This window comes from Streptococcus sp. HMSC074B11 (assembly GCF_001808705.1).
Taxonomy (GTDB): domain Bacteria; phylum Bacillota; class Bacilli; order Lactobacillales; family Streptococcaceae; genus Streptococcus.
Genome location: NZ_KV794260.1, coordinates 164351 through 182555 on the forward strand (window position 1 = coordinate 164351; position 18205 = coordinate 182555).

Annotated in this window: 17 protein-coding genes and 1 pseudogene; 14 read left to right on the top strand and 4 right to left on the bottom strand. The window is 39.9% G+C overall.

Going from position 1 to position 18205, the window contains the following annotated elements:
- Positions 1-141 precede the first annotated feature (141 nt).
- The 6 genes and pseudogenes from HMPREF2619_RS03970 (at position 142) to HMPREF2619_RS03995 (ending at position 6706) form a co-directional block, all read left to right on the top strand.
- Positions 142-2328, top strand: coding sequence for a PTS transporter subunit IIBC (locus tag HMPREF2619_RS03970; RefSeq protein ID WP_083279584.1), 2187 nt, complete (start codon positions 142-144; stop codon positions 2326-2328).
- 51 nt (positions 2329-2379) lie between these two features.
- Positions 2380-3198 carry an endonuclease/exonuclease/phosphatase family protein gene (locus HMPREF2619_RS03975; protein WP_070459203.1) on the top strand — a complete coding sequence of 273 codons (819 nt, stop codon included), beginning with the start codon at positions 2380-2382 and terminating at the stop codon, positions 3196-3198.
- A 149-nt stretch (positions 3199-3347) separates the two neighbouring features.
- On the top strand, positions 3348-4073 hold the full coding sequence (locus HMPREF2619_RS03980; protein WP_070459205.1) for a CppA N-terminal domain-containing protein: 726 nt from the start codon (positions 3348-3350) through the stop codon (positions 4071-4073).
- Entirely contained in the window at positions 4070-5002 is a 933-nt protein-coding gene (locus HMPREF2619_RS03985) for a serine hydrolase domain-containing protein (protein WP_070459207.1), read from the top strand. Before HMPREF2619_RS03980 ends, HMPREF2619_RS03985 begins: the two co-directional genes overlap by 4 nt.
- An 8-nt stretch (positions 5003-5010) precedes the next feature.
- Positions 5011-5922, top strand: a complete 912-nt coding sequence (locus HMPREF2619_RS03990; RefSeq protein WP_070459209.1) for a DMT family transporter — start codon at positions 5011-5013, stop codon at positions 5920-5922.
- A 35-nt stretch (positions 5923-5957) separates the two neighbouring features.
- A pseudogene (locus HMPREF2619_RS03995) lies at positions 5958-6706 on the top strand (type II CAAX prenyl endopeptidase Rce1 family protein).
- 131 nt (positions 6707-6837) lie between these two features.
- Here HMPREF2619_RS03995 and HMPREF2619_RS04000 read toward each other — a convergent pair.
- The gene (locus tag HMPREF2619_RS04000; RefSeq protein WP_070459250.1) at positions 6838-8121 is read right to left on the bottom strand and encodes a uracil-xanthine permease family protein; all 1284 of its coding nucleotides are present in this window, start codon (positions 8119-8121) and stop codon (positions 6838-6840) included.
- 262 nt (positions 8122-8383) lie between these two features.
- Positions 8384-9097 (bottom strand): 16S rRNA (guanine(527)-N(7))-methyltransferase RsmG, encoded by a 714-nt coding sequence (gene rsmG / locus HMPREF2619_RS04005; RefSeq protein ID WP_070459210.1) that lies wholly within the window; start codon positions 9095-9097, stop codon positions 8384-8386.
- A gap of 94 nt (positions 9098-9191) precedes the next feature.
- Between rsmG and HMPREF2619_RS04010 the strand changes: the two genes are divergently transcribed.
- The 3 genes from HMPREF2619_RS04010 (at position 9192) to HMPREF2619_RS04020 (ending at position 11360) form a co-directional block, all read left to right on the top strand.
- Entirely contained in the window at positions 9192-9752 is a 561-nt protein-coding gene (locus tag HMPREF2619_RS04010) for a LemA family protein (protein WP_070459253.1), read from the top strand.
- Between the two features lies 1 nt (position 9753).
- Positions 9754-10653 (top strand): zinc metalloprotease HtpX, encoded by a 900-nt coding sequence (gene htpX / locus HMPREF2619_RS04015; protein ID WP_070459211.1) that lies wholly within the window; start codon positions 9754-9756, stop codon positions 10651-10653.
- Between the two features lie 110 nt (positions 10654-10763).
- Entirely contained in the window at positions 10764-11360 is a 597-nt protein-coding gene (locus tag HMPREF2619_RS04020; RefSeq protein WP_070459213.1) for a CPBP family intramembrane glutamic endopeptidase, read from the top strand.
- 373 nt (positions 11361-11733) lie between these two features.
- On the opposite strand, the gene HMPREF2619_RS04025 is transcribed toward HMPREF2619_RS04020, so the two are convergent.
- Positions 11734-13293, bottom strand: a complete 1560-nt coding sequence (locus HMPREF2619_RS04025) for an ATP-binding cassette domain-containing protein (RefSeq protein WP_070459256.1) — start codon at positions 13291-13293, stop codon at positions 11734-11736.
- A 243-nt stretch (positions 13294-13536) separates the two neighbouring features.
- On the bottom strand, positions 13537-13866 hold the full coding sequence (locus HMPREF2619_RS04030) for a helicase BlpT (RefSeq protein WP_070459215.1): 330 nt from the start codon (positions 13864-13866) through the stop codon (positions 13537-13539).
- A gap of 169 nt (positions 13867-14035) precedes the next feature.
- Here HMPREF2619_RS04030 and HMPREF2619_RS04035 point away from each other — a divergent pair, with 169 nt between their 5' ends.
- The 5 genes from HMPREF2619_RS04035 to HMPREF2619_RS04055 all read left to right on the top strand — a co-directional run bounded on the left by HMPREF2619_RS04035 (position 14036) and on the right by HMPREF2619_RS04055 (position 18009).
- Entirely contained in the window at positions 14036-14578 is a 543-nt protein-coding gene (locus tag HMPREF2619_RS04035; protein ID WP_000773200.1) for a YceD family protein, read from the top strand.
- A complete protein-coding gene (gene nth, locus HMPREF2619_RS04040) occupies positions 14579-15208 on the top strand; it encodes an endonuclease III (protein WP_000244433.1) in 630 nt (209 codons plus the stop codon).
- A gap of 209 nt (positions 15209-15417) precedes the next feature.
- Positions 15418-15939 carry a bifunctional pyr operon transcriptional regulator/uracil phosphoribosyltransferase PyrR gene (gene pyrR / locus HMPREF2619_RS04045; protein WP_000850020.1) on the top strand — a complete coding sequence of 174 codons (522 nt, stop codon included), beginning with the start codon at positions 15418-15420 and terminating at the stop codon, positions 15937-15939.
- 17 nt (positions 15940-15956) lie between these two features.
- Complete coding sequence (locus HMPREF2619_RS04050) at positions 15957-16880, top strand: aspartate carbamoyltransferase catalytic subunit (RefSeq protein ID WP_001293817.1); 924 nt, start codon at positions 15957-15959, stop codon at positions 16878-16880.
- Between the two features lie 49 nt (positions 16881-16929).
- Entirely contained in the window at positions 16930-18009 is a 1080-nt protein-coding gene (locus tag HMPREF2619_RS04055) for a carbamoyl phosphate synthase small subunit (protein WP_045763806.1), read from the top strand.
- The last annotated feature ends 196 nt before the right edge of the window (positions 18010-18205 follow it).

Genomic DNA, 18205 nt, shown 5'->3' on the forward strand with positions numbered 1-18205 from the left:
TGAGGGATATCGAAATGATAAAACTAAAAAAAATCTTTTAAAAAAGACTTTACAAAAAAATAAAAAGTGGTATAATTAAGTCACAAACAAGTGCAAACGTTTTCGTAAAACGTTTGCCGAATAAATATAAAGGAGATTTGAATGATGAAAGATACATTCAAAAATGTCTTGTCTTTCGAATTTTGGCAGAAATTCGGTAAGGCTCTAATGGTGGTTATCGCTGTTATGCCAGCGGCTGGATTGATGATTTCAATCGGTAAGTCGCTTGCAATGATTGACCCAAACCTTGCCCCTCTAGTGATTACAGGAGGAATCCTTGAGCAAATCGGTTGGGGAGTTATCGGTAACCTTCATATTTTGTTTGCCCTAGCTATTGGAGGAAGCTGGGCTAAAGAACGCGCTGGTGGTGCTTTTGCTGCTGGTCTTGCCTTCATCCTAATCAACCGTATCACTGGTACAATCTTTAGTGTAAGCAGTGATATGTTGAAAGATCCTAACGCAATGGTATCAACACTCTTTGGTAACTCTATCAAAGTTTCTGATTACTTCATTAGTGTACTTGAGGCGCCAGCCCTTAACATGGGTGTATTTGTAGGGATTATCTCAGGTTTTGTTGGAGCGACTGCTTTTAACAAATACTACAATTTCCGTAAACTTCCTGATGCACTTTCATTCTTTAACGGGAAACGTTTTGTACCGTTTGTAGTTATTCTTCGTTCAGCAATCGCTGCAATTCTTCTTTCAGCTTTCTGGCCACTTGTTCAAACAGGTATCAACAACTTCGGTATCTGGATTGCTAACTCACAAGAAACAGCACCAGTACTTGCACCATTCTTGTTTGGTACTTTGGAACGCTTGCTCTTGCCATTCGGACTTCACCACATGTTGACTATCCCAATGAACTATACAGCTCTTGGTGGTACTTATGATATTTTAACTGGTGCAGCAAAAGGCACTCAAGTATTTGGACAAGATCCACTTTGGCTTGCATGGGTAACAGACCTTGTTAACCTTAAAGGTACTGATGCTAGCCAATACCAAACATTGCTCGATACAGTTCATCCAGCTCGTTTCAAAGTTGGACAAATGATTGGTTCATTTGGTATTTTGATGGGTGTGGCTGCTGCGATTTACCGTAATGTTGAAGCAGACAAGAAACACCAATACAAAGGAATGATGATTGCGACAGCTCTTGCAACTTTCTTGACTGGTGTTACTGAGCCGATTGAATATATGTTCATGTTCGTTGCAACACCTCTTTACCTTGTCTACGCTGTGGTTCAAGGTGCTGCCTTTGCAATGGCTGATATTGTTCACCTTCGTGTGCACTCATTTGGTTCAATCGAATTCTTGACTCGTACTCCACTGGCTATCAATGCTGGTCTTGGTATGGATATCATTAACTTTATCTGGGTAACAGCACTATTTGCAGTTATCATGTACTTTATCGCCAACTTCATGATTCAAAAATTCAACTATGCTACTCCAGGACGTAACGGAAACTACGAAACTGCTGAAGGTTCATCAGAATCTGCTGCTTCTGGTGAGTCAAAAGTTGCAGAAGCTTCTCAAGCTGTTAACATCATCAACCTTCTTGGTGGACGTGCTAACATCGTTGACGTTGACGCATGTATGACTCGTCTTCGTGTTACTGTTAAAGATGCAGATAAAGTAGGAAATGCAGAGCAATGGAAAGCAGAAGGAGCTATGGGACTTGTCATGAAAGGACAAGGGGTTCAAGCTATCTACGGTCCAAAAGCCGACGTATTGAAATCTGATATCCAAGATATCCTTGATTCAGGTGAAATCATTCCTGAAACTCTTCCAAGCCAAATGACTGAAGCACAACAAAATACAGTTCAATTTAAAGGTGTAACTGAAGAAGTTTACTCAGTTGCTGACGGTCAAGTGATTGAATTGGATCAAGTGAAGGATCCTGTATTCGCACAAAAAATGATGGGTGACGGATTTGCAGTGGAACCAGCAAACGGAAACATTGTATCTCCAGTATCAGGTACTGTATCAAGTATCTTCCCAACTAAACACGCTCTTGGTCTTGTGACTGAAGCAGGACTTGAAGTACTTGTTCACATTGGTTTGGACACAGTAAGTCTTGAAGGAAAACCATTTACAGTTCGTGTTACTGAAGGACAACAGGTTGCTGCTGGTGATCTTCTTGTCACAGCAGACTTGGGTGCTATTCGTGAAGCTGGTCGTGAAACTACAACTGTGGTTGTATTCACAAATGGTGATGCGATCAAATCAGTTAAGTTAGAACAAACAGGTTCTCTTGCAGCTAAAACAGCAGTTTCAAAAGTAGAATTGTAATATGTAGGAGGTTGGAAGCTGTTTCCAACCTCTTGTTTATAGGAGAAAAGCATGAAGTTTTTAACACTCAATACCCATAGTTGGATGGAAAAAGATCCTGAACAAAAGTTCCAACTTTTGCTTCAAGATATAGTAGAAAACAGCTATGATTTGATTTGTTTTCAGGAAATCAACCAAGAAATCACTTCAGCGAAAGTAGAAGCTGGCCCACTTTATCAGCCATTACCATCTGCTGAGCCGATTCATCAAGACCACTATGTGCGACTTTTGGTAGAGAAGTTGGCTGAGCATGGTCAAAATTATTATTGGACTTGGGCTTACAACCACATCGGTTATGATCGCTACCATGAGGGTGTTGCAATCCTATCTAAAACACCAATTGAAGCGCGTGAAATTTTGGTTTCAGATGTAGATGATCCAACAGACTATCACACTCGTCGAGTTGCTTTAGCAGAAACAGTAGTTGAAGGCAAAGAGCTTGCAGTTGCCAGTGTCCATCTCTCTTGGTGGGATAAAGGCTTCCAAGAGGAATGGGCGCGCTTTGAAGCGGTTCTGAAAGAATTGAACAAGTCACTCTTACTAGCAGGTGATTTCAATAATCCTGCTGGTCAGGAAGGTTATCAAGCCATTCTAGCTAGTCCACTAGTCTTACAAGATGCATATGAAGTTGCAAAAGAAAGAAGTGGAAGCTTTACCGTTCCGCCTGAAATTGATGGTTGGAAGGGGAACAGCGAACCACTTCGAATTGATTATGTCTTTACGACAAAGGATATGCAGGTAGAAAATCTTCACGTCGTCTTTGATGGTAAAAACAGTCCACAGGTGAGCGATCATTATGGTCTCCAAGCAGAACTAGTTTGGAAAGACTAAATAAGGTATTTTAGTAAAAACAAACCAGTCCCCCTTCTACTAGCAGAAGGGGTTGATTTATTTAAGGAGTTAATATAGTTAAAGTTTTTTATTGAATAACTTGTAAAAAAAGATAAAATCCTATAAAATAAAAAGTGTTGGAGGAATTTATGATTGTAAATCAAATAAAGCGTATGATCCCGACGCTAAAGGTAAATAATAGAAATTTAAATGAATCATTTTATATTGAGACTTTGGGGATGAAACCCTTGCTTGAAGAGTCAGCCTTCTTATCACTAGGAGACCAATCAGGTATTGAAAAGTTAGTTTTAGAAGAATCACCAAGTATGAGAAGCCGTAAGGTTGAAGGGATTAAAAAATTAGCTAGACTACTTTTAAAAGTAGAAAATGCATCTGAAATTGAAGCCTTACTAGCTAGAATGGAAAAACATCCTCGCCTCTATAAAGGAAACAAGGGCTATGCTTTTGAGGTTCTTTCTCCGGAAGGAGATTGTGTCCTTATCCATGCGGAAGATGACATTAAAGATTTGAATAAAGTTGAGGAAGAAGTCACTTTTTCAAAAGATGAGAAACTGAGATATTTGACAGCCTTTGAAATCTCTGTGGAAATTAACTTGCCAGAAAAGACAGCTAGTCTGCTTGAAAAAGAAGAGATCGAAAACCGACTAGCTTTTAATCAAGCTCAAGGTAGTGATTTGCTGGTTGAAAATAATGTAACTTGGGACTTGTCCATGTTGAAATTTCAAGTAGAGAATCTGGATCTTGCTGTATTGCGTCAGCGTTTCGAAGAAGCTGGTTACTTTATTCCAAAAACTGAGAAGTTTTTCCTAAGTAAGGATACCAACAACATCGAATTGTGGTTTGAAGAAGTATGAAACAAGAAATCATTCAAAAAATAAAGCAACAAATTGAGGCAGGGATTTATCCTGGTGCCTCTTTTGCATATTATCAGGATGGCGCTTGGTCTGATTGGTATCTAGGAGAAGCAAATCCAGAAATTGGCGAGCAGACTCGTGAGGGTTTGGTCTATGATTTGGCCAGTGTGAGTAAGGTTGTTGGAGTAGGAAGTGTCTTAATCTTCTTGTGGAAGGAAGGTAAGATTGAGCTAGATAACTCCATAAGAGACTATCTTCCAGAGGTGGATTATCCAGACATCACTCTTCGACAACTCCTAACGCATGGGACGGATTTAGATCCTTTTATCCCAAATAGGGATCAGCTTTCAGCTGACCAGCTAAGAAAAGCTATGTTTCATTTGAATCGACGTGAGAAGAGAGCCTTTCTTTACTCGGATGTGCACTTTCTCTTGCTGGGTTTTCTCTTGGAAAGTTACTTCAAGAAAGATTTAGACCAGATTTTACAGGAGCAAGTTTTGGATCCGTGGAAGATGAAAGAAACACAGTTTGGCCCAGTTAGCAGTGCTGTTCCAACGGTTCGTGGACAGAAAGCAGGAGTGGTCCATGATCCCAAAGCTCGTTTGCTTGGGAAACATGCAGGTAGTGCAGGTTTGTTTTCAACAGTTCATGATTTAAAAATCTTCCTTGAGCATTATTTGCAGGATGATTTTGCCACATCCTTAAGTCAAAATTTTTCAGATTTGAGTGATAAAGAACGCTCATTGGCCTGGAATCTTGAAGGTGACTGGCTAGACCATACAGGCTATACTGGGACCTTTATCATGTGGAATCGTAAGAAGCAAGAGGCGGCAATTTTTCTATCTAACCGAACCTATGAAAAAGATGAGCGTGCTCAGTGGATATTAGATCGTAATCAGGTCATGGACTTGATTCGAGATAGAGACTAGGGGGAAGTATGTCAAAAGCTTTAAAAGGAACTCTTTTTACAGTGATTGCAGGTATTGCCTGGGGCTTGTCTGGCACCAGTGGTCAGTACTTGATGGCACATGGGATTTCTGCTCTTGTTCTGACCAATATCCGTTTGATAATTGCTGGATTACTCTTGGTTCTTCTGGCTTATACTAAATCAAGGGATAAATTTATGGCCTTTCTGAAGGATAAATCAAGTCTGATTTCTCTTTTGCTATTTTCTTTATTTGGTCTTTTTCTGAATCAATTGGCATATCTATCGGCTATTCAGGAGACAAATGCTGGGACAGCGACAGTCCTCCAGTATGTCTGTCCAGTTGGAATTCTTGCTTACACTTGTATCAAGGATAAGGTGACTCCGACGCTTTCGGAAATCATCTCTATGTTTTTAGCTATAGGTGGTACCTTTCTCATCGCAACTCATGGACAGTTGGATCAGCTTTCTATGACACCAGCGGGTCTTTTCTGGGGCTTGTTCTCAGCCCTGACCTATGCTTTTTATATCATTTTACCCATAAAATTGATTCAAAAATGGGGGAGCATTTTGGTTATTGGTGTTGGAATGACCATCTCAGGTATACTAGCAGTACCTTTTACGGGGATTATTGGAGCTAGTATTCCCTTGTCTTTTGATATTATTCTAGCTTTTTTAGGCATCATCTTGATTGGAACGGTCTTTGCCTATACATCCTTTCTTAAAGGAGCTAGTATGATTGGCCCAGTCAAGTCTAGCCTCTTGGCCTCTATTGAGCCTATTTCAGCAGTATTTTTCGCTTTCATGATTATGGGAGATATTTTCTATCCGATTGACTTTCTTGGAATGGCCATGATTTTATTAGCTGTAACCATTATTTCATTAAAGGATTTAATGCTAGAAAAGAAACACCACTCAGTGTAATTTACTAGAACAGTCTTTTTACAAGGACTGTTTTTTTGTGTTTACATCCATCTAAGTCTTTAAGCCCCTTAAAATGGTTTGATATTTTTATCGTGACTGTTTTAATGTTTGGAGAGTTTATCATTCGTTCTACCCAACAATTTATGGCAAGTTTATCACCTTCAACTCTTACTAACTTTGCTGAAACTAGGACAAATGTAGCTAGTGATGGGGCAGCTTATTCTAGTAATTTTACTTTTCAATTAATGATGTTAGGGATTACTTTCCTTTATCTCTTGATTCGAAATTATGATTTTAAACAAGATCTATACGCTGGAGCTGGTCTGTTTTAATTTGGGTACTCCTTATCTTTGCTGTAGTTGGGATATTTGGTGATATTGTAACAACCCTTAGTGATAAGTACAATTATTTTACTACTCAGTTGATCCCTTTTATTGATCCCATGGAAATCATTCGAAAATTTATGGTTTTGACGCCAATGGCCATTGGCTATGCTCTTCTAAATGGTTTTTATGAAGAATTTTTCTTCTTGGGATTGCTGACTTCAGTAAAAGAAAAGCATCAGTGGCTGGTTCTAGTATATTCTGTAATTATACGAATTTCTTTCCATACCTATCAAGGCCTACTCTGAACCTTGGTTATTGGCCTTGTTTATGGTCTCTTTTATTATTTCTTGTACAAGTATGTAGTCAAGAATTTACTCCCATTCTTTATCATGCATGCTCTTGCTGCAGATATGTTTGGTTCAAGTCTCTTGTATCTCTTAATTGCTTGGGGAAATTAGGAATTTAGGACAGGAAATTGAGAAATCAAATTTTTTGACAACAGTCCAATGAGTCACTGTATCAAAGTCTTCTTGTGAATAAAAATTGAGGTCGGGATTTTGGTCCCGACCTCTTGTTGATTCTATATGGGTTAGTCTTTGTTTTCGTATGGCAAGATCAAGTTTAGGATGATACCTGTCATAGCTGATAGGGCAGTACCTGAAAGGGTAATTGGACCAAGTTTAAGGATTGCTCCACCAAGTCCAAGCACCAACATAGCACTAGCGATGATAAGGTTACGCATTTGTCCGAAGTCAACACGTTCTTTGATCAAGACTTTCAAACCGTTACTTGCGATAACCCCGTAAAGAAGGATAGACATACCACCAAGTACAGCGTTTGGAATTGTTGAAATCAAAGCAGTAAATTTACCAAGGAAGCTAAGGGCAATCGCAATAAAGGCAGCATTACGGATAACTGAGACAGAAGCGATACGAGTCATACCGATAACCCCTGTATTTTCTCCGTAAGTTGTATTGGCTGGTCCACCAAGGAAGGCAGAAACAGAAGTTGCGATACCGTCACCAAGAAGAGTACGGTGAAGACCTGGTTCTTTCAAGAATTGGCGTCCACAGATTTGACCTAGAACAGTGTGGTCTCCGATATGTTCTGAAATGGTTACGATTGCGATTGGTAAGATGGCAATTGTTTCAGGACCGAAGTAAAGGTTGTATTGTTTGAAGGCACCACCTGTATTGAACGGTAGGTAGAAACCAGGGATTTCAAACCAGTTTGCTTCAAGAACAGGAGTGAAATCAACTAAACCGAGAGCTAGAGCGAAGAGGTAACCACCGATAATGGCAAATAGGAATGGGATGATTCGTAGGAAGCCTTTTCCTTTTGTATTGATAAAGGCAGCAATCAAGAAAGTAACAACGGCTACAAGAGCGTTTTTCCAATTTCCGTCCGCTACAAGACCAGCGTTGGTAACAGCTGAACTAGCAAGTCCAAGACCGATAACGATGATCATAGGACCGATAATGATTGGAGGTAAGAGTTTGTCGATCCACTTTGTACCTGCAAAGCGAACACTTGCAGCAACAAGGACATAGACAAAACCTGTAAGAATAACCCCAGTTTGAGCGGCAGATACATCGCCACCCATTTCTTTCATGGCAAGTGACATAGCTGTGATAAAGGCGAAAGAAGACCCCAGATAAACTGGAACTTTAAAGCCAGTACAAACCATGTAAATGAGTGTTCCTACACCTGATGCAAAAAGGGCAACAGATACAGGCATTCCCAAGATTAAAGGCACCAAGATAGTAGCACCAAACATGGCGAATACGTGCTGGAAGCTAAGAAGAATTCCCTTTCCAGCTGAAGGACGTTGGTCAACGTCTAAAAGCAAATCAACAGTTGATTCCTGTTTCATATTAACCTCACTTTTGGGCATCAAAAAAGAGCCCATTATTTTATAGCAATAGGCTCCCAGAGTAAGACCTCTCTAAAACAAGCTTTCTTCATCAAGTTTTAAAGAGTTTTATATAGATCTGCGCCTTCGTCACCTCACGGGATGACATTAAAAACCTTTGCTTAGGATAGTATAGCAGAAAAAAATGATTTTGTAAATCATTTTTTCCCGAGCTTTGAAATGAGAGAGCGAGGTATGAGTTTGCAGATTCTTTTATATCTTTCTAAAGCGGACGTTTGTTAGGCATGCCAGCCTTACGTGGATATTTGTTTGGAGTTTCCTTTTTCTTCTCAACAATAGTAATGTAGCGAGGGTCTCCGTTAGGAAGTGTGTAACTGAGATTTTCTTCAACCTTACTAAAGAGAAGATTGAGGGCATTTTTAGCTTCAGTTAATTCCTCAGGTGCATTGCTAGCCTTGAGTGCAAGCAATTTTCCACCAACTTTTAAGTAGGGGATAGTCAACTCGGACAAGACCTGCATACGGGCAACAGCACGAGCTGTAACAATATCAAACTGAGCACGGAAGTTCTTATCTTGGGCGAAGTCTTCGGCACGTCCATGATAGAAGTGAACATTTTCTAAACCTAGTTCTTGGGCTAATAGATTCAGAAAGTTGATTCGTTTATTGAGAGAGTCAATAATGGTTACATCTAGATGAGGAAAGAGGATCTTCATAGGAAGGCTAGGAAATCCTGCTCCAGCACCGATATCTAAGAGTTTAATAGGCTGGTTTTCAATCAATCCCTGTGTAATAGGAGCGATGGAATCATAGAAGTGTTTGAGATAGACTTCTTCTTTTTCTGTAATAGCAGTCAGGTTGATTTTTTCATTCCATTCAACCAAGAGTTCAAAATAACGCTCAAATTGAACTTTTTGCTGGTCAGAAAGATGGATATTTTGTTCAGCTAGCAGTTGATAAAATGTTTCTGGTTTCATAGTAGTTTCCTTCTTTAGTATCATCTTATTTTACCACAAAAAGATGGAAATTTGATATACTGGTACTAATCTAAAAGAAGAAAGGTATTATATGATGACTTGGATTATTCTTGGAGTTCTTGCTCTTATTGTTATTTTCGTAATTGTTAGTTATAACGGTTTAGTTAAAAATCGTATGCAAACTAAGGAGGCATGGAGTCAGATTGATGTTCAGTTGAAACGTCGTAACGATCTCTTGCCAAACTTGATTGAGACCGTGAAGGGATATGCAAAGTATGAAGGTTCAACGCTTGAAAAAGTTGCAGAACTTCGTAATCAAGTAGCCGCAGCAACTTCACCAGCAGAAGCTATGAAGGCTAGTGATGCTCTTACACGCCAGGTTTCAGGTATTTTTGCCGTTGCAGAAAATTATCCAGACCTAAAAGCGAGTGTCAACTTTGCACAATTGCAAGAAGAGCTGACCAATACTGAAAATAAAATTTCTTACTCTCGCCAACTCTACAATAGTGTTGTTAGTAACTATAATGTTAAATTGGAGACTTTCCCAAGTAATCTAGTTGCAGGACTTTTTGGTTTTAAAGTCGCTGATTTCCTTCAAACTCCTGAAGAGGAAAAGGCAGTACCTAAAGTCGATTTTAGTGGTTTAGGTGACTAGGATGTTGTATGATCAAATCGCGAGTAATAAGCGAAGAACTTGGATTTTACTACTAGTATTCTTTTTACTTTTGGCTTTGGTTGGATATGCAGTTGGTTACCTCTTTATGCGGTCTGGTCTTAGTGGCTTAGTTATCGCTCTGATTATCGGCTTTATCTATGCCTTGTCCATGATTTTTCAATCAACAGAGATAGTTATGAGCATGAATGGTGCGCGTGAGGTGAATGAGCAGACGGCACCAACCCTCTATCATGTTGTGGAAGATATGGCTATGGTGGCGCAAATCCCCATGCCACGTGTCTTCATCATCGATGATGCTAGCTTGAATGCCTTTGCAACAGGCTCAAATCCCCAAAATGCAGCTGTAGCAGCAACTTCAGGACTCTTAGCGGTTATGAATCGTGAAGAGTTAGAAGCGGTTATAGGCCATGAAGTCAGTCACATTCGTAACTATGATATTCGTATTTCTACTATCGCGGTTGCCCTTGCCAGTGCCATTACGCTTTTATCAAGTATGGCTGGACGCATGATGTGGTGGGGTGGTGCAGGCCGTGGTCGTAGAAGTGATGACCGTGATAGTGGTGGACTTGAAATTATTATGCTAGTTGTTTCCCTCCTAGCACTTGTTTTGGCTCCCCTAGCAGCAACTTTGGTACAACTAGCCATCTCTCGTCAACGAGAATTTTTAGCAGATGCTTCCAGTGTAGAGTTGACTCGTAATCCTCAAGGGATGATTAATGCTCTACGTAAGTTGGACAATAGTAAACCCATGAGCCGTCATGTAGATGATGCTAGCAGTGCACTTTACATCAACGATCCTCAAAAACGAGGTGGGTTACAAAAACTCTTCTATACCCATCCGCCAATCTCAGAACGGATTGAGCGTTTGAAACATATGTAAAAGAATCCAGAGCTTTTCCTCTGGATTTTTGCATCTATAACCTCACTTGTGACTTGTCCTCTCAAAAAAAGTAGTATAATATATGTAATTAAATACTAGTGAGGTGAATCATGTATAAGCGTTGGATGACCTTTTTCTTGATTTTAATTTTCATTCCAATACATTTGAGTATAGCTGATAAAGTCATGCGGACAAATTCATTAGCCCTCTCAATCATTTTTACACTTGTTGAGCTTGCAATATTTTTTTATGTAGGAAGAAAGTATGACCTATTTCACATTCGAAAAATCTGCCTAAAAGATATTCTGAAATGGCTTCTATCCTACGCCTTGCTCTTCCTGTTTTATATATTTGTCAATTTTTTTGGACCTACTCAATCAGATACAACTCAAGTGGTGAAAAGTTTATCACTTTCATTGCCTGTGCTCTTTCTAGATCTCTGTATTTTGGCACCCGTTACGGAAGAAATGTTTATGCGAGGAATGTTACAAGGGACGGTATTTAAGAATACATATATTGGCTTGGTTGCCACATCGGTTCTCTTTGCTTATCTACATGGACCCGATACGATTCCTAGTTTTATCACCTATTTAGGTATGGGGTTGGCATTTGGTATAAGGTATAAGACTTCCGACAATCTTTGGAATTCCATTCTCTTGCATGCCCTCAATAATCTAGTTGCATTTTGCTTTATGTATTTGATATAATCGACAAATTAGAATGCTTTGATTTTTAAACAGAGGTAAAAAATTATTTATCTTATACAACCGAAATAATAGTCAGTAATGAGCTGGCTAGTAGAGTATGTAGCAGAACCTTCTAAAGCAAGCCTCCTGAAAAACTCTTCTATCCTAACCCCTTATGAACGTTTGCAACATATGTAGAAAGAGAGAGTGGGACAGAAATCGGTAATTCGTTAGAATTCGATTTCGTCGTCCCAACTCCGCACAGTTGAGTAGGGCTGTAAAAGCTGATGAAATCAGCGTAGTAGAGCCCACTCAACCACTGCGTCTTGCTCGACAATCCAAAGACAATTGAGAGGCTAGGACTTTTGTCCCAGCCTCTTGCTATTTTTTACATTTATAAATCTTGTAAATCAACGACTTCCAAACCATGTTCTGTCAAACGATAGATATTCGTACAGACTTCTTTTAAGAAACGTCGATCATGCGAAACAGTAACCAGACCACCGGGATAATTGGCAAAGAGTTTTCTGATTTCTGGTTGAGAAGTTGGAGAAAAATTTCGTGTGGGTTCATCCAGAAGGAGAAAGTTTGGTTTTCGCAGCACTAAATTCAAAAGAAGGAGTTTACCTTGTTGACCACCAGATAAGGAGTGGATATGGTGGTGCATCTCTGGATAGCTGAAGTTGAGACTAGCTAAGTTAGATTGGATTTTCTGTAATTCCTCTTTGTGTCCAGTTTGGCTAAGAAATTCTACTGTAGATAGATCCAAATTCAATGTTTCTTGGTAATCTTGTGGCATAAATCCAAGCGAAATCTCTCTTTTGTCGCTTAGTAGTTGCTGCAACTTGGCTAACAGAGTTGATTTTCCAACACCATTTGGCCCGATGATGCCGATTTTTTCTTGACCACGGATAGTTAATTGTAGCCCTTGAGCTAAAACACGCTCACCAATGGATAAAGTCTCATTTTCTAGTCGAAGTAAGACTTTAGAAGCCGCTAATGGCTCTATATCTGAAAAGAAGAGTTGGATTTGTTCCTCTTCAAGTGGCTTTTGGGTCATGGACTGAGCTGCTTTTTCGTAGCGTTTTTCTTGAGAGAGAACAGTTTTCATCTTTTTAGCCAATAGGCGTCCAGCAACATCATTTTTAGTGTTTCGCAAGGCATTTTCTACATTTTGCTTAACTCGGCGATGTTTTTCCATGGTTTTGTCATAGGCTCTCTGGTCGTTAGCAGCTTGCTGACTTTGTCTGGCAAAATTAGCCTTTCTCTGCTCGCTATAGCGATCATAGTCTAAATGCTCGACTAGCGTTTCTGCTTCTTTCCGATGCTTGACCAGTCGCAAGTGGACAATAGTATCAGCCGTATGAGAAAGAAAGTCTTCATCATGAGAAATAAAAATAACGGTCTGCCGAATCTTCTGAATCTGACCTTTTAGCCAATCAACCGTCTCAAGGTCTAGGTCATTTGAAGGTTCATCTAAAAATAGAATCTCAAAAGGTTTTGCTAACTCATGGATGAGCTGAATTTTCAAAGCTTCGCCTCCCGAGAGACTCCCAATTTCTTGGTCACTAGCAAAACGACTGCTATCAAAATGCAATTCATCAGCTAAACGGTAGAGAATGCTGAAGTCCAAATCAGCAGACTCTAAAAAGAAGTAGTCCTGTAGAGATTTTTTCTTCAGTTCTTCAGGGAGGTGTTGGGGAATGTAGGCCAGGGACTGAAGGTCAGACTGGATTTCTCCCCTGATAGTGAAATCAGCTAATCTTTCTCCCATTAAAGTTCGAAGTAAGGTTGATTTGCCATTTCCTTCTTCACCAATAATAGCAACCTTCTCCCCGTCTTGGATAGTCATGGTTAGGTCAGATACAAGATCTCGTAGATCTTTGTTTTGTGTGATGGTTAGATGATTGATTTTTATCATTTTGTTGCCCTTTCTAGAATGTCTATATTGCATAACAAAAAGCTCTACTTTACCTAGTAGAGCCAATCGTCTATGTCAAAAAATCCTCTTTTAAAAGGGCTGAAAAAGCAGCAGAAAAAAGAGCGCACAAAAAGAGACAGAAACAAGATCTACTAAATAAAGGTTTTTTATTTGATAGACTTAGTTGTTCATGTCTCCCTTACCTCCGAAAATTATTATGTTTATTTTATACCTTTTGGAACACTTTGTCAAAAGAAATGAGAAATTCAAATCTTTCTAGAAACCAAAAACAGGTCCATAGAGAGTCAAAACGTGTTTGACTTGATCGTAGTGGAATTTGTCATAGTTTCGCCAAGCTGTGCGAGCTTCTTCATTGAGTTTAAGGGTGCCAAGTCCAATCAAGAGACTGGTAAGTTGGTAAAATTTCTCCAGATCAATTAAGATAGAGTTATCTAGTTTCTCTGTCTTTTTAAGTTGTCTGAGTAGCTCGTCAATATTTTGCTGCAAGCGCAGATCATCAGGCAATCCTTGTTTGCAAGTTTGGTAAGCTTTATTTAACTCGGAAATGAGTTGATAAGCTTCTAAGATTAGTTCTTTGTCTTCCATATGAGCGTCCTCCTTTGCTCATGTATTGATGTCTATAGTATAGCACCAAAAACAAAAAATGTCATAGTAAATATATCAAAAAATAGTGAAAAATATTTAAAATGTTTAGATACCTTGTTTGAACTTTTTTCATGGTATAATCAAGTGAGTAAATCTTTATGGAGGAAGTATGAAATTAAATATTCAAGAAATTCGTAAGCAGCCTGAAGGTTTGCACTTTGAGCAAACTTTAGACTTAGCAGCTGACTTGCGTGCCCGTAATCAAGAAATTATAGATGTAAAAGATATTGTTGCTGTAGGAAAAATTCAGTACGAAGACCTTATGTTTTTCCTAGATTATCAGTTGTCTTATACAATCGTCTTAGCCTCTAGCCGTAGCATGGAGCCGGTAGAATTGAATGAATCATATCCAGTGACGGAAGTCTTTATGGAAGGTGCTACCAATCAACTGGACCAAGAAGTTTTAGATGATGACTTGGTTTTACCAATTGAAAATGGGGAAATTGACCTGGCTGAAAGTGTCTCAGATAATATTTTGCTCAATATTCCTATCAAAGTCCTAACAGCTGAGGAAGAAGCTGGTCAGGGATTTGTTTCTGGAAATGACTGGCAAATCATGTCCGAGGAAGAGTATCAAGCCCAACAGGCAGTCAAGAAAGAAGAAAATAGTCCTTTTGCAGGTTTGCAAGGACTGTTTGACGGAGACGAATAGATGGTTTTATCCAAGAAACGTGCCCGTCATGTCATTGAGGAAATCATTGCTCTTTTTCCTGATGCGAAACCAAGTCTAGATTTTCGTAATCATTTTGAACTTCTGGTTGCTGTTATGCTGTCTGCTCAGACGACAGATGCGGCAGTCAACAAGGCTACCCCTGGCCTTTTTGCAGCTTTTCCAACCCCACAAACCATGGCAGATGCAAGTGAGAGTGAGATTGCCTCGTATATTTCTCGCCTAGGCCTTTATCGCAATAAGGCTAAATTCCTCAAAAAATGTGCTCGGCAACTACTGGATGATTTTGACGGTCAAGTCCCTCAGACTAGGGAAGAATTAGAGAGTTTGGCAGGAGTTGGCCGAAAAACAGCTAACGTAGTTTTGAGCGTAGGCTTCGGAATTCCGGCCTTTGCAGTTGATACTCACGTAGAGCGAATCTGTAAACACCACGATATTGTAAAAAAATCAGCTACGCCCCTTGAGGTCGAAAAACGTGTCATGGATGTCTTGCCACCAGAAGAGTGGTTGGCAGCCCATCAGGCTATGATTTACTTTGGTCGTGCGATCTGTCATCCGAAAAATCCAGAATGTGATCACTATCCACAGTTATACGATTTTAGTTCATTATAAGGCTTCGCATTGAATGTTTTTACTTGCTTTGAAGTATGCTTTGTGATATAGTAAGGACAATAAAATATTCCTTTAAACCTGTCCCGTGAGGCAGGCAAGGAGCTCGATTAAGTAGAAGGGTAAGTCTATACTGTTTACAGTAAGGCTCGCTTAGTTGTACATTCTCAAGTCTCCTTGAAAAAGGAGACTTTTCTTTTTGGAGGTTTGTCATGAAGACAAAAGAAGTTGTAGATGAATTGACCGTCAAGCGAGCGATTACTCGGATTACCTACGAGATTATCGAGCGAAATAAAGATTTAAACAAGATTGTATTGGCTGGGATAAAAACACGAGGTGTCTTCATTGCTCACCGTATCCAAGAGCGTTTGGAACAATTGGAAAATATCTCTGTTCCCGTTGTAGAATTAGACACAAAACCTTTCCGCGATGATGTCAAAAGTGGTGAAGATACTTCATTGATTTCTGTCGATGTGACAGATCGAGAAGTCATTTTGGTGGATGACGTACTTTATACAGGTCGTACAATCCGTGCTGCTATCGATAACATTGTCGGACATGGTCGCCCAGCGCGCGTGAGTCTTGCGGTACTGGTTGACCGTGGGCATAGAGAATTGCCAATTCGTCCAGACTATGTTGGGAAAAATATTCCAACTAGTCGTTCTGAAGAAATCATCGTTGAGATGACAGAACTTGATGGTCAAGATAGAGTTTTGATTACTGAAGAAGCTTAATAGCTAAAGGAGTAGCCATGTCAGAAAATCAACAAGCATTGAAACATGTGGTATCCATGGAAGATCTCACTGTGGATCAGGTTATGAAATTGATTAAACGAGGAATTGAGTTTAAAAATGGAGCAAAAGCGTCTTATGAGGACCAACACATCGTCTCTAATCTCTTCTTTGAGAGTTCGACTCGTACCCATAAATCTTTTGAAGTAGCAGAGATTAAACTGGGCCTTCAGCTACTGGACTTCGATGTGAAAACAAGTTCAGTCAACAAGGGTGAAACACTCTACGATACAATTTTGACCTTGTCAGCCTTGGGAGTAGATGCCTGTGTCATTCGACACCCAGAGGTGGATTACTACAGAGAGTTGATCGATAGTCCGACGATTACGACTTCGATTATCAATGGTGGGGATGGTTCGGGCCAACACCCAAGCCAAAGCTTGCTTGATTTGATGACCATTTATGAAGAATTTGGACACTTCGAAGGACTCAAGGTAGCTATTGCTGGTGACCTTGACCATTCGCGTGTGGCTAAATCCAATATGCAAATCTTAAAACGCTTAGGAGCAGAACTCTACTTTGCTGGACCTGAGGAATGGAGAAGTCAAGAGTTTGCAGACTATGGACAGTTTGTAAGCATTGATGAAATCATTGACCAAGTTGATGTGATGATGTTTCTCCGTGTTCAACATGAGCGTCATGCAAGTGGAACAGTCTTTTCAAAAGAGGGCTATCATGCCCAGCATGGTTTGACTCAAGAACGTTATGAACGCTTGAAAGATAAAGCTATTCTGATGCATCCTGCTCCTGTAAATCGCGATGTTGAAATTGCTGATCACTTGGTCGAAGCACCAAAATCACGTATTGTTCAACAAATGACCAATGGTGTCTTTGTCAGAATGGCAATTTTAGAATCTGTATTGACTTACAGAAACGCAAAATAAGACACAAAACGTTAAAAGATGCCTGAGAGCATCCACGAGAGGTGAATTTATGACTAAACGACTTCTAGTTTTAGAAGATGGAACAATTTTTGAAGGTAAAGCCTTTGGGGCTGATATTGATGTAACTGGTGAAATCGTCTTTAATACTGGGATGACCGGTTATCAAGAATCCATTACGGATCAGTCTTATAATGGGCAAATTCTAACCTTTACTTATCCCTTGGTTGGAAATTATGGAATTAACCGTGATGACTACGAGTCTATCAGTCCAACCTGTAAAGGTGTAGTAGTATTTGAAGAAGCTCGTAGAGCCAGCAACTGGCGAAACCAGATGACACTGGATGAATTTTTGAAGTCTAAGAAAATCCCTGGTATTTCAGGTATTGATACACGTGCTTTGACAAAAATCATTCGCAAACATGGGACTATGAGAGCGACTCTGACACATGTGGGAGATAGTATCGATCACATCACAGATCAGCTTCAAGCAACTGTTCTACCAATTGATAATATCAAACAGGTTTCTACAAAAACTGCTTACCCAGCTCCAGGAGTAGGTTTGAGCGTGGTACTTGTAGACTTTGGTCTTAAGCATTCAATCTTAAGAGAGTTGTCTAAGAGAGATTGTAATGTAACGGTCGTTCCTTATACTACAACAGCAGAGGAAATCCTCCACCTAAATCCAGACGGAGTTATGTTGTCAAATGGACCGGGAAATCCAGAAGATGTACCAGAAGCACTCGATATGATTCGTGGTATCCTCGGAAAAATTCCAATCTTTGGTATTTGTATGGGGCACCAGCTCTTTGCGATGGCAAATGGTGCCAAGACCTATAAGATGAAGTTTGGTCACCGTGGATTTAACCACGCTGTACGCGAAATTGCGACAGGGCGCGTGGACTTCACGAGTCAAAACCATGGATATGCAGTGAGCCGTGAAGATTTTCCAGACCATTTGATGATTACTCATGAAGAAATCAATGACAAGTCAGTTGAAGGTGTACGTCACAGATACCAACCAGGTTTCTCTGTGCAATTCCACCCAGATGCTGCACCAGGTCCGCACGATGCAAGTTATCTATTTGACGAGTTCATCGAGATGATGGAAGCCTTCAAACAAACAAACTAAAGACGAGTGTGAAATCGTCGGAGAATTTATGGAATTGAACACGGACGGAAAGCTCAGAATTTAGAGAACCCAACTCGGATTGTCAATCCTTCCTTGGTTTCCTAAAATTCAATCGCTTTCTAATCGTCCTTAATATCTTATTTAATGTCGCCCTGTGAGGCGACGGATAGAAAGGCAGGTCGTTTCTTTTAGTCGC

Coding starts and splice junctions, on each gene's coding strand:
- rsmG (WP_070459210.1), bottom strand. CDS start 9,097: ATGAAACCAGAAACATTTTATCAACTGCTAGCTGAACAAAATATCCAT.
- HMPREF2619_RS04030 (WP_070459215.1), bottom strand. CDS start 13,866: ATGGAAGACAAAGAACTAATCTTAGAAGCTTATCAACTCATTTCCGAG.
- HMPREF2619_RS04020 (WP_070459213.1), top strand. CDS start 10,764: ATGTATAAGCGTTGGATGACCTTTTTCTTGATTTTAATTTTCATTCCA.
- nth (WP_000244433.1), top strand. CDS start 14,579: ATGGTTTTATCCAAGAAACGTGCCCGTCATGTCATTGAGGAAATCATT.
- HMPREF2619_RS04035 (WP_000773200.1), top strand. CDS start 14,036: ATGAAATTAAATATTCAAGAAATTCGTAAGCAGCCTGAAGGTTTGCAC.
- HMPREF2619_RS04050 (WP_001293817.1), top strand. CDS start 15,957: ATGTCAGAAAATCAACAAGCATTGAAACATGTGGTATCCATGGAAGAT.
- HMPREF2619_RS04055 (WP_045763806.1), top strand. CDS start 16,930: ATGACTAAACGACTTCTAGTTTTAGAAGATGGAACAATTTTTGAAGGT.
- pyrR (WP_000850020.1), top strand. CDS start 15,418: ATGAAGACAAAAGAAGTTGTAGATGAATTGACCGTCAAGCGAGCGATT.
- HMPREF2619_RS03985 (WP_070459207.1), top strand. CDS start 4,070: ATGAAACAAGAAATCATTCAAAAAATAAAGCAACAAATTGAGGCAGGG.
- HMPREF2619_RS04000 (WP_070459250.1), bottom strand. CDS start 8,121: ATGAAACAGGAATCAACTGTTGATTTGCTTTTAGACGTTGACCAACGT.
- HMPREF2619_RS04025 (WP_070459256.1), bottom strand. CDS start 13,293: ATGCAATATAGACATTCTAGAAAGGGCAACAAAATGATAAAAATCAAT.
- htpX (WP_070459211.1), top strand. CDS start 9,754: ATGTTGTATGATCAAATCGCGAGTAATAAGCGAAGAACTTGGATTTTA.
- HMPREF2619_RS04010 (WP_070459253.1), top strand. CDS start 9,192: ATGACTTGGATTATTCTTGGAGTTCTTGCTCTTATTGTTATTTTCGTA.
- HMPREF2619_RS03975 (WP_070459203.1), top strand. CDS start 2,380: ATGAAGTTTTTAACACTCAATACCCATAGTTGGATGGAAAAAGATCCT.
- HMPREF2619_RS03980 (WP_070459205.1), top strand. CDS start 3,348: ATGATTGTAAATCAAATAAAGCGTATGATCCCGACGCTAAAGGTAAAT.
- HMPREF2619_RS03990 (WP_070459209.1), top strand. CDS start 5,011: ATGTCAAAAGCTTTAAAAGGAACTCTTTTTACAGTGATTGCAGGTATT.
- HMPREF2619_RS03970 (WP_083279584.1), top strand. CDS start 142: ATGATGAAAGATACATTCAAAAATGTCTTGTCTTTCGAATTTTGGCAG.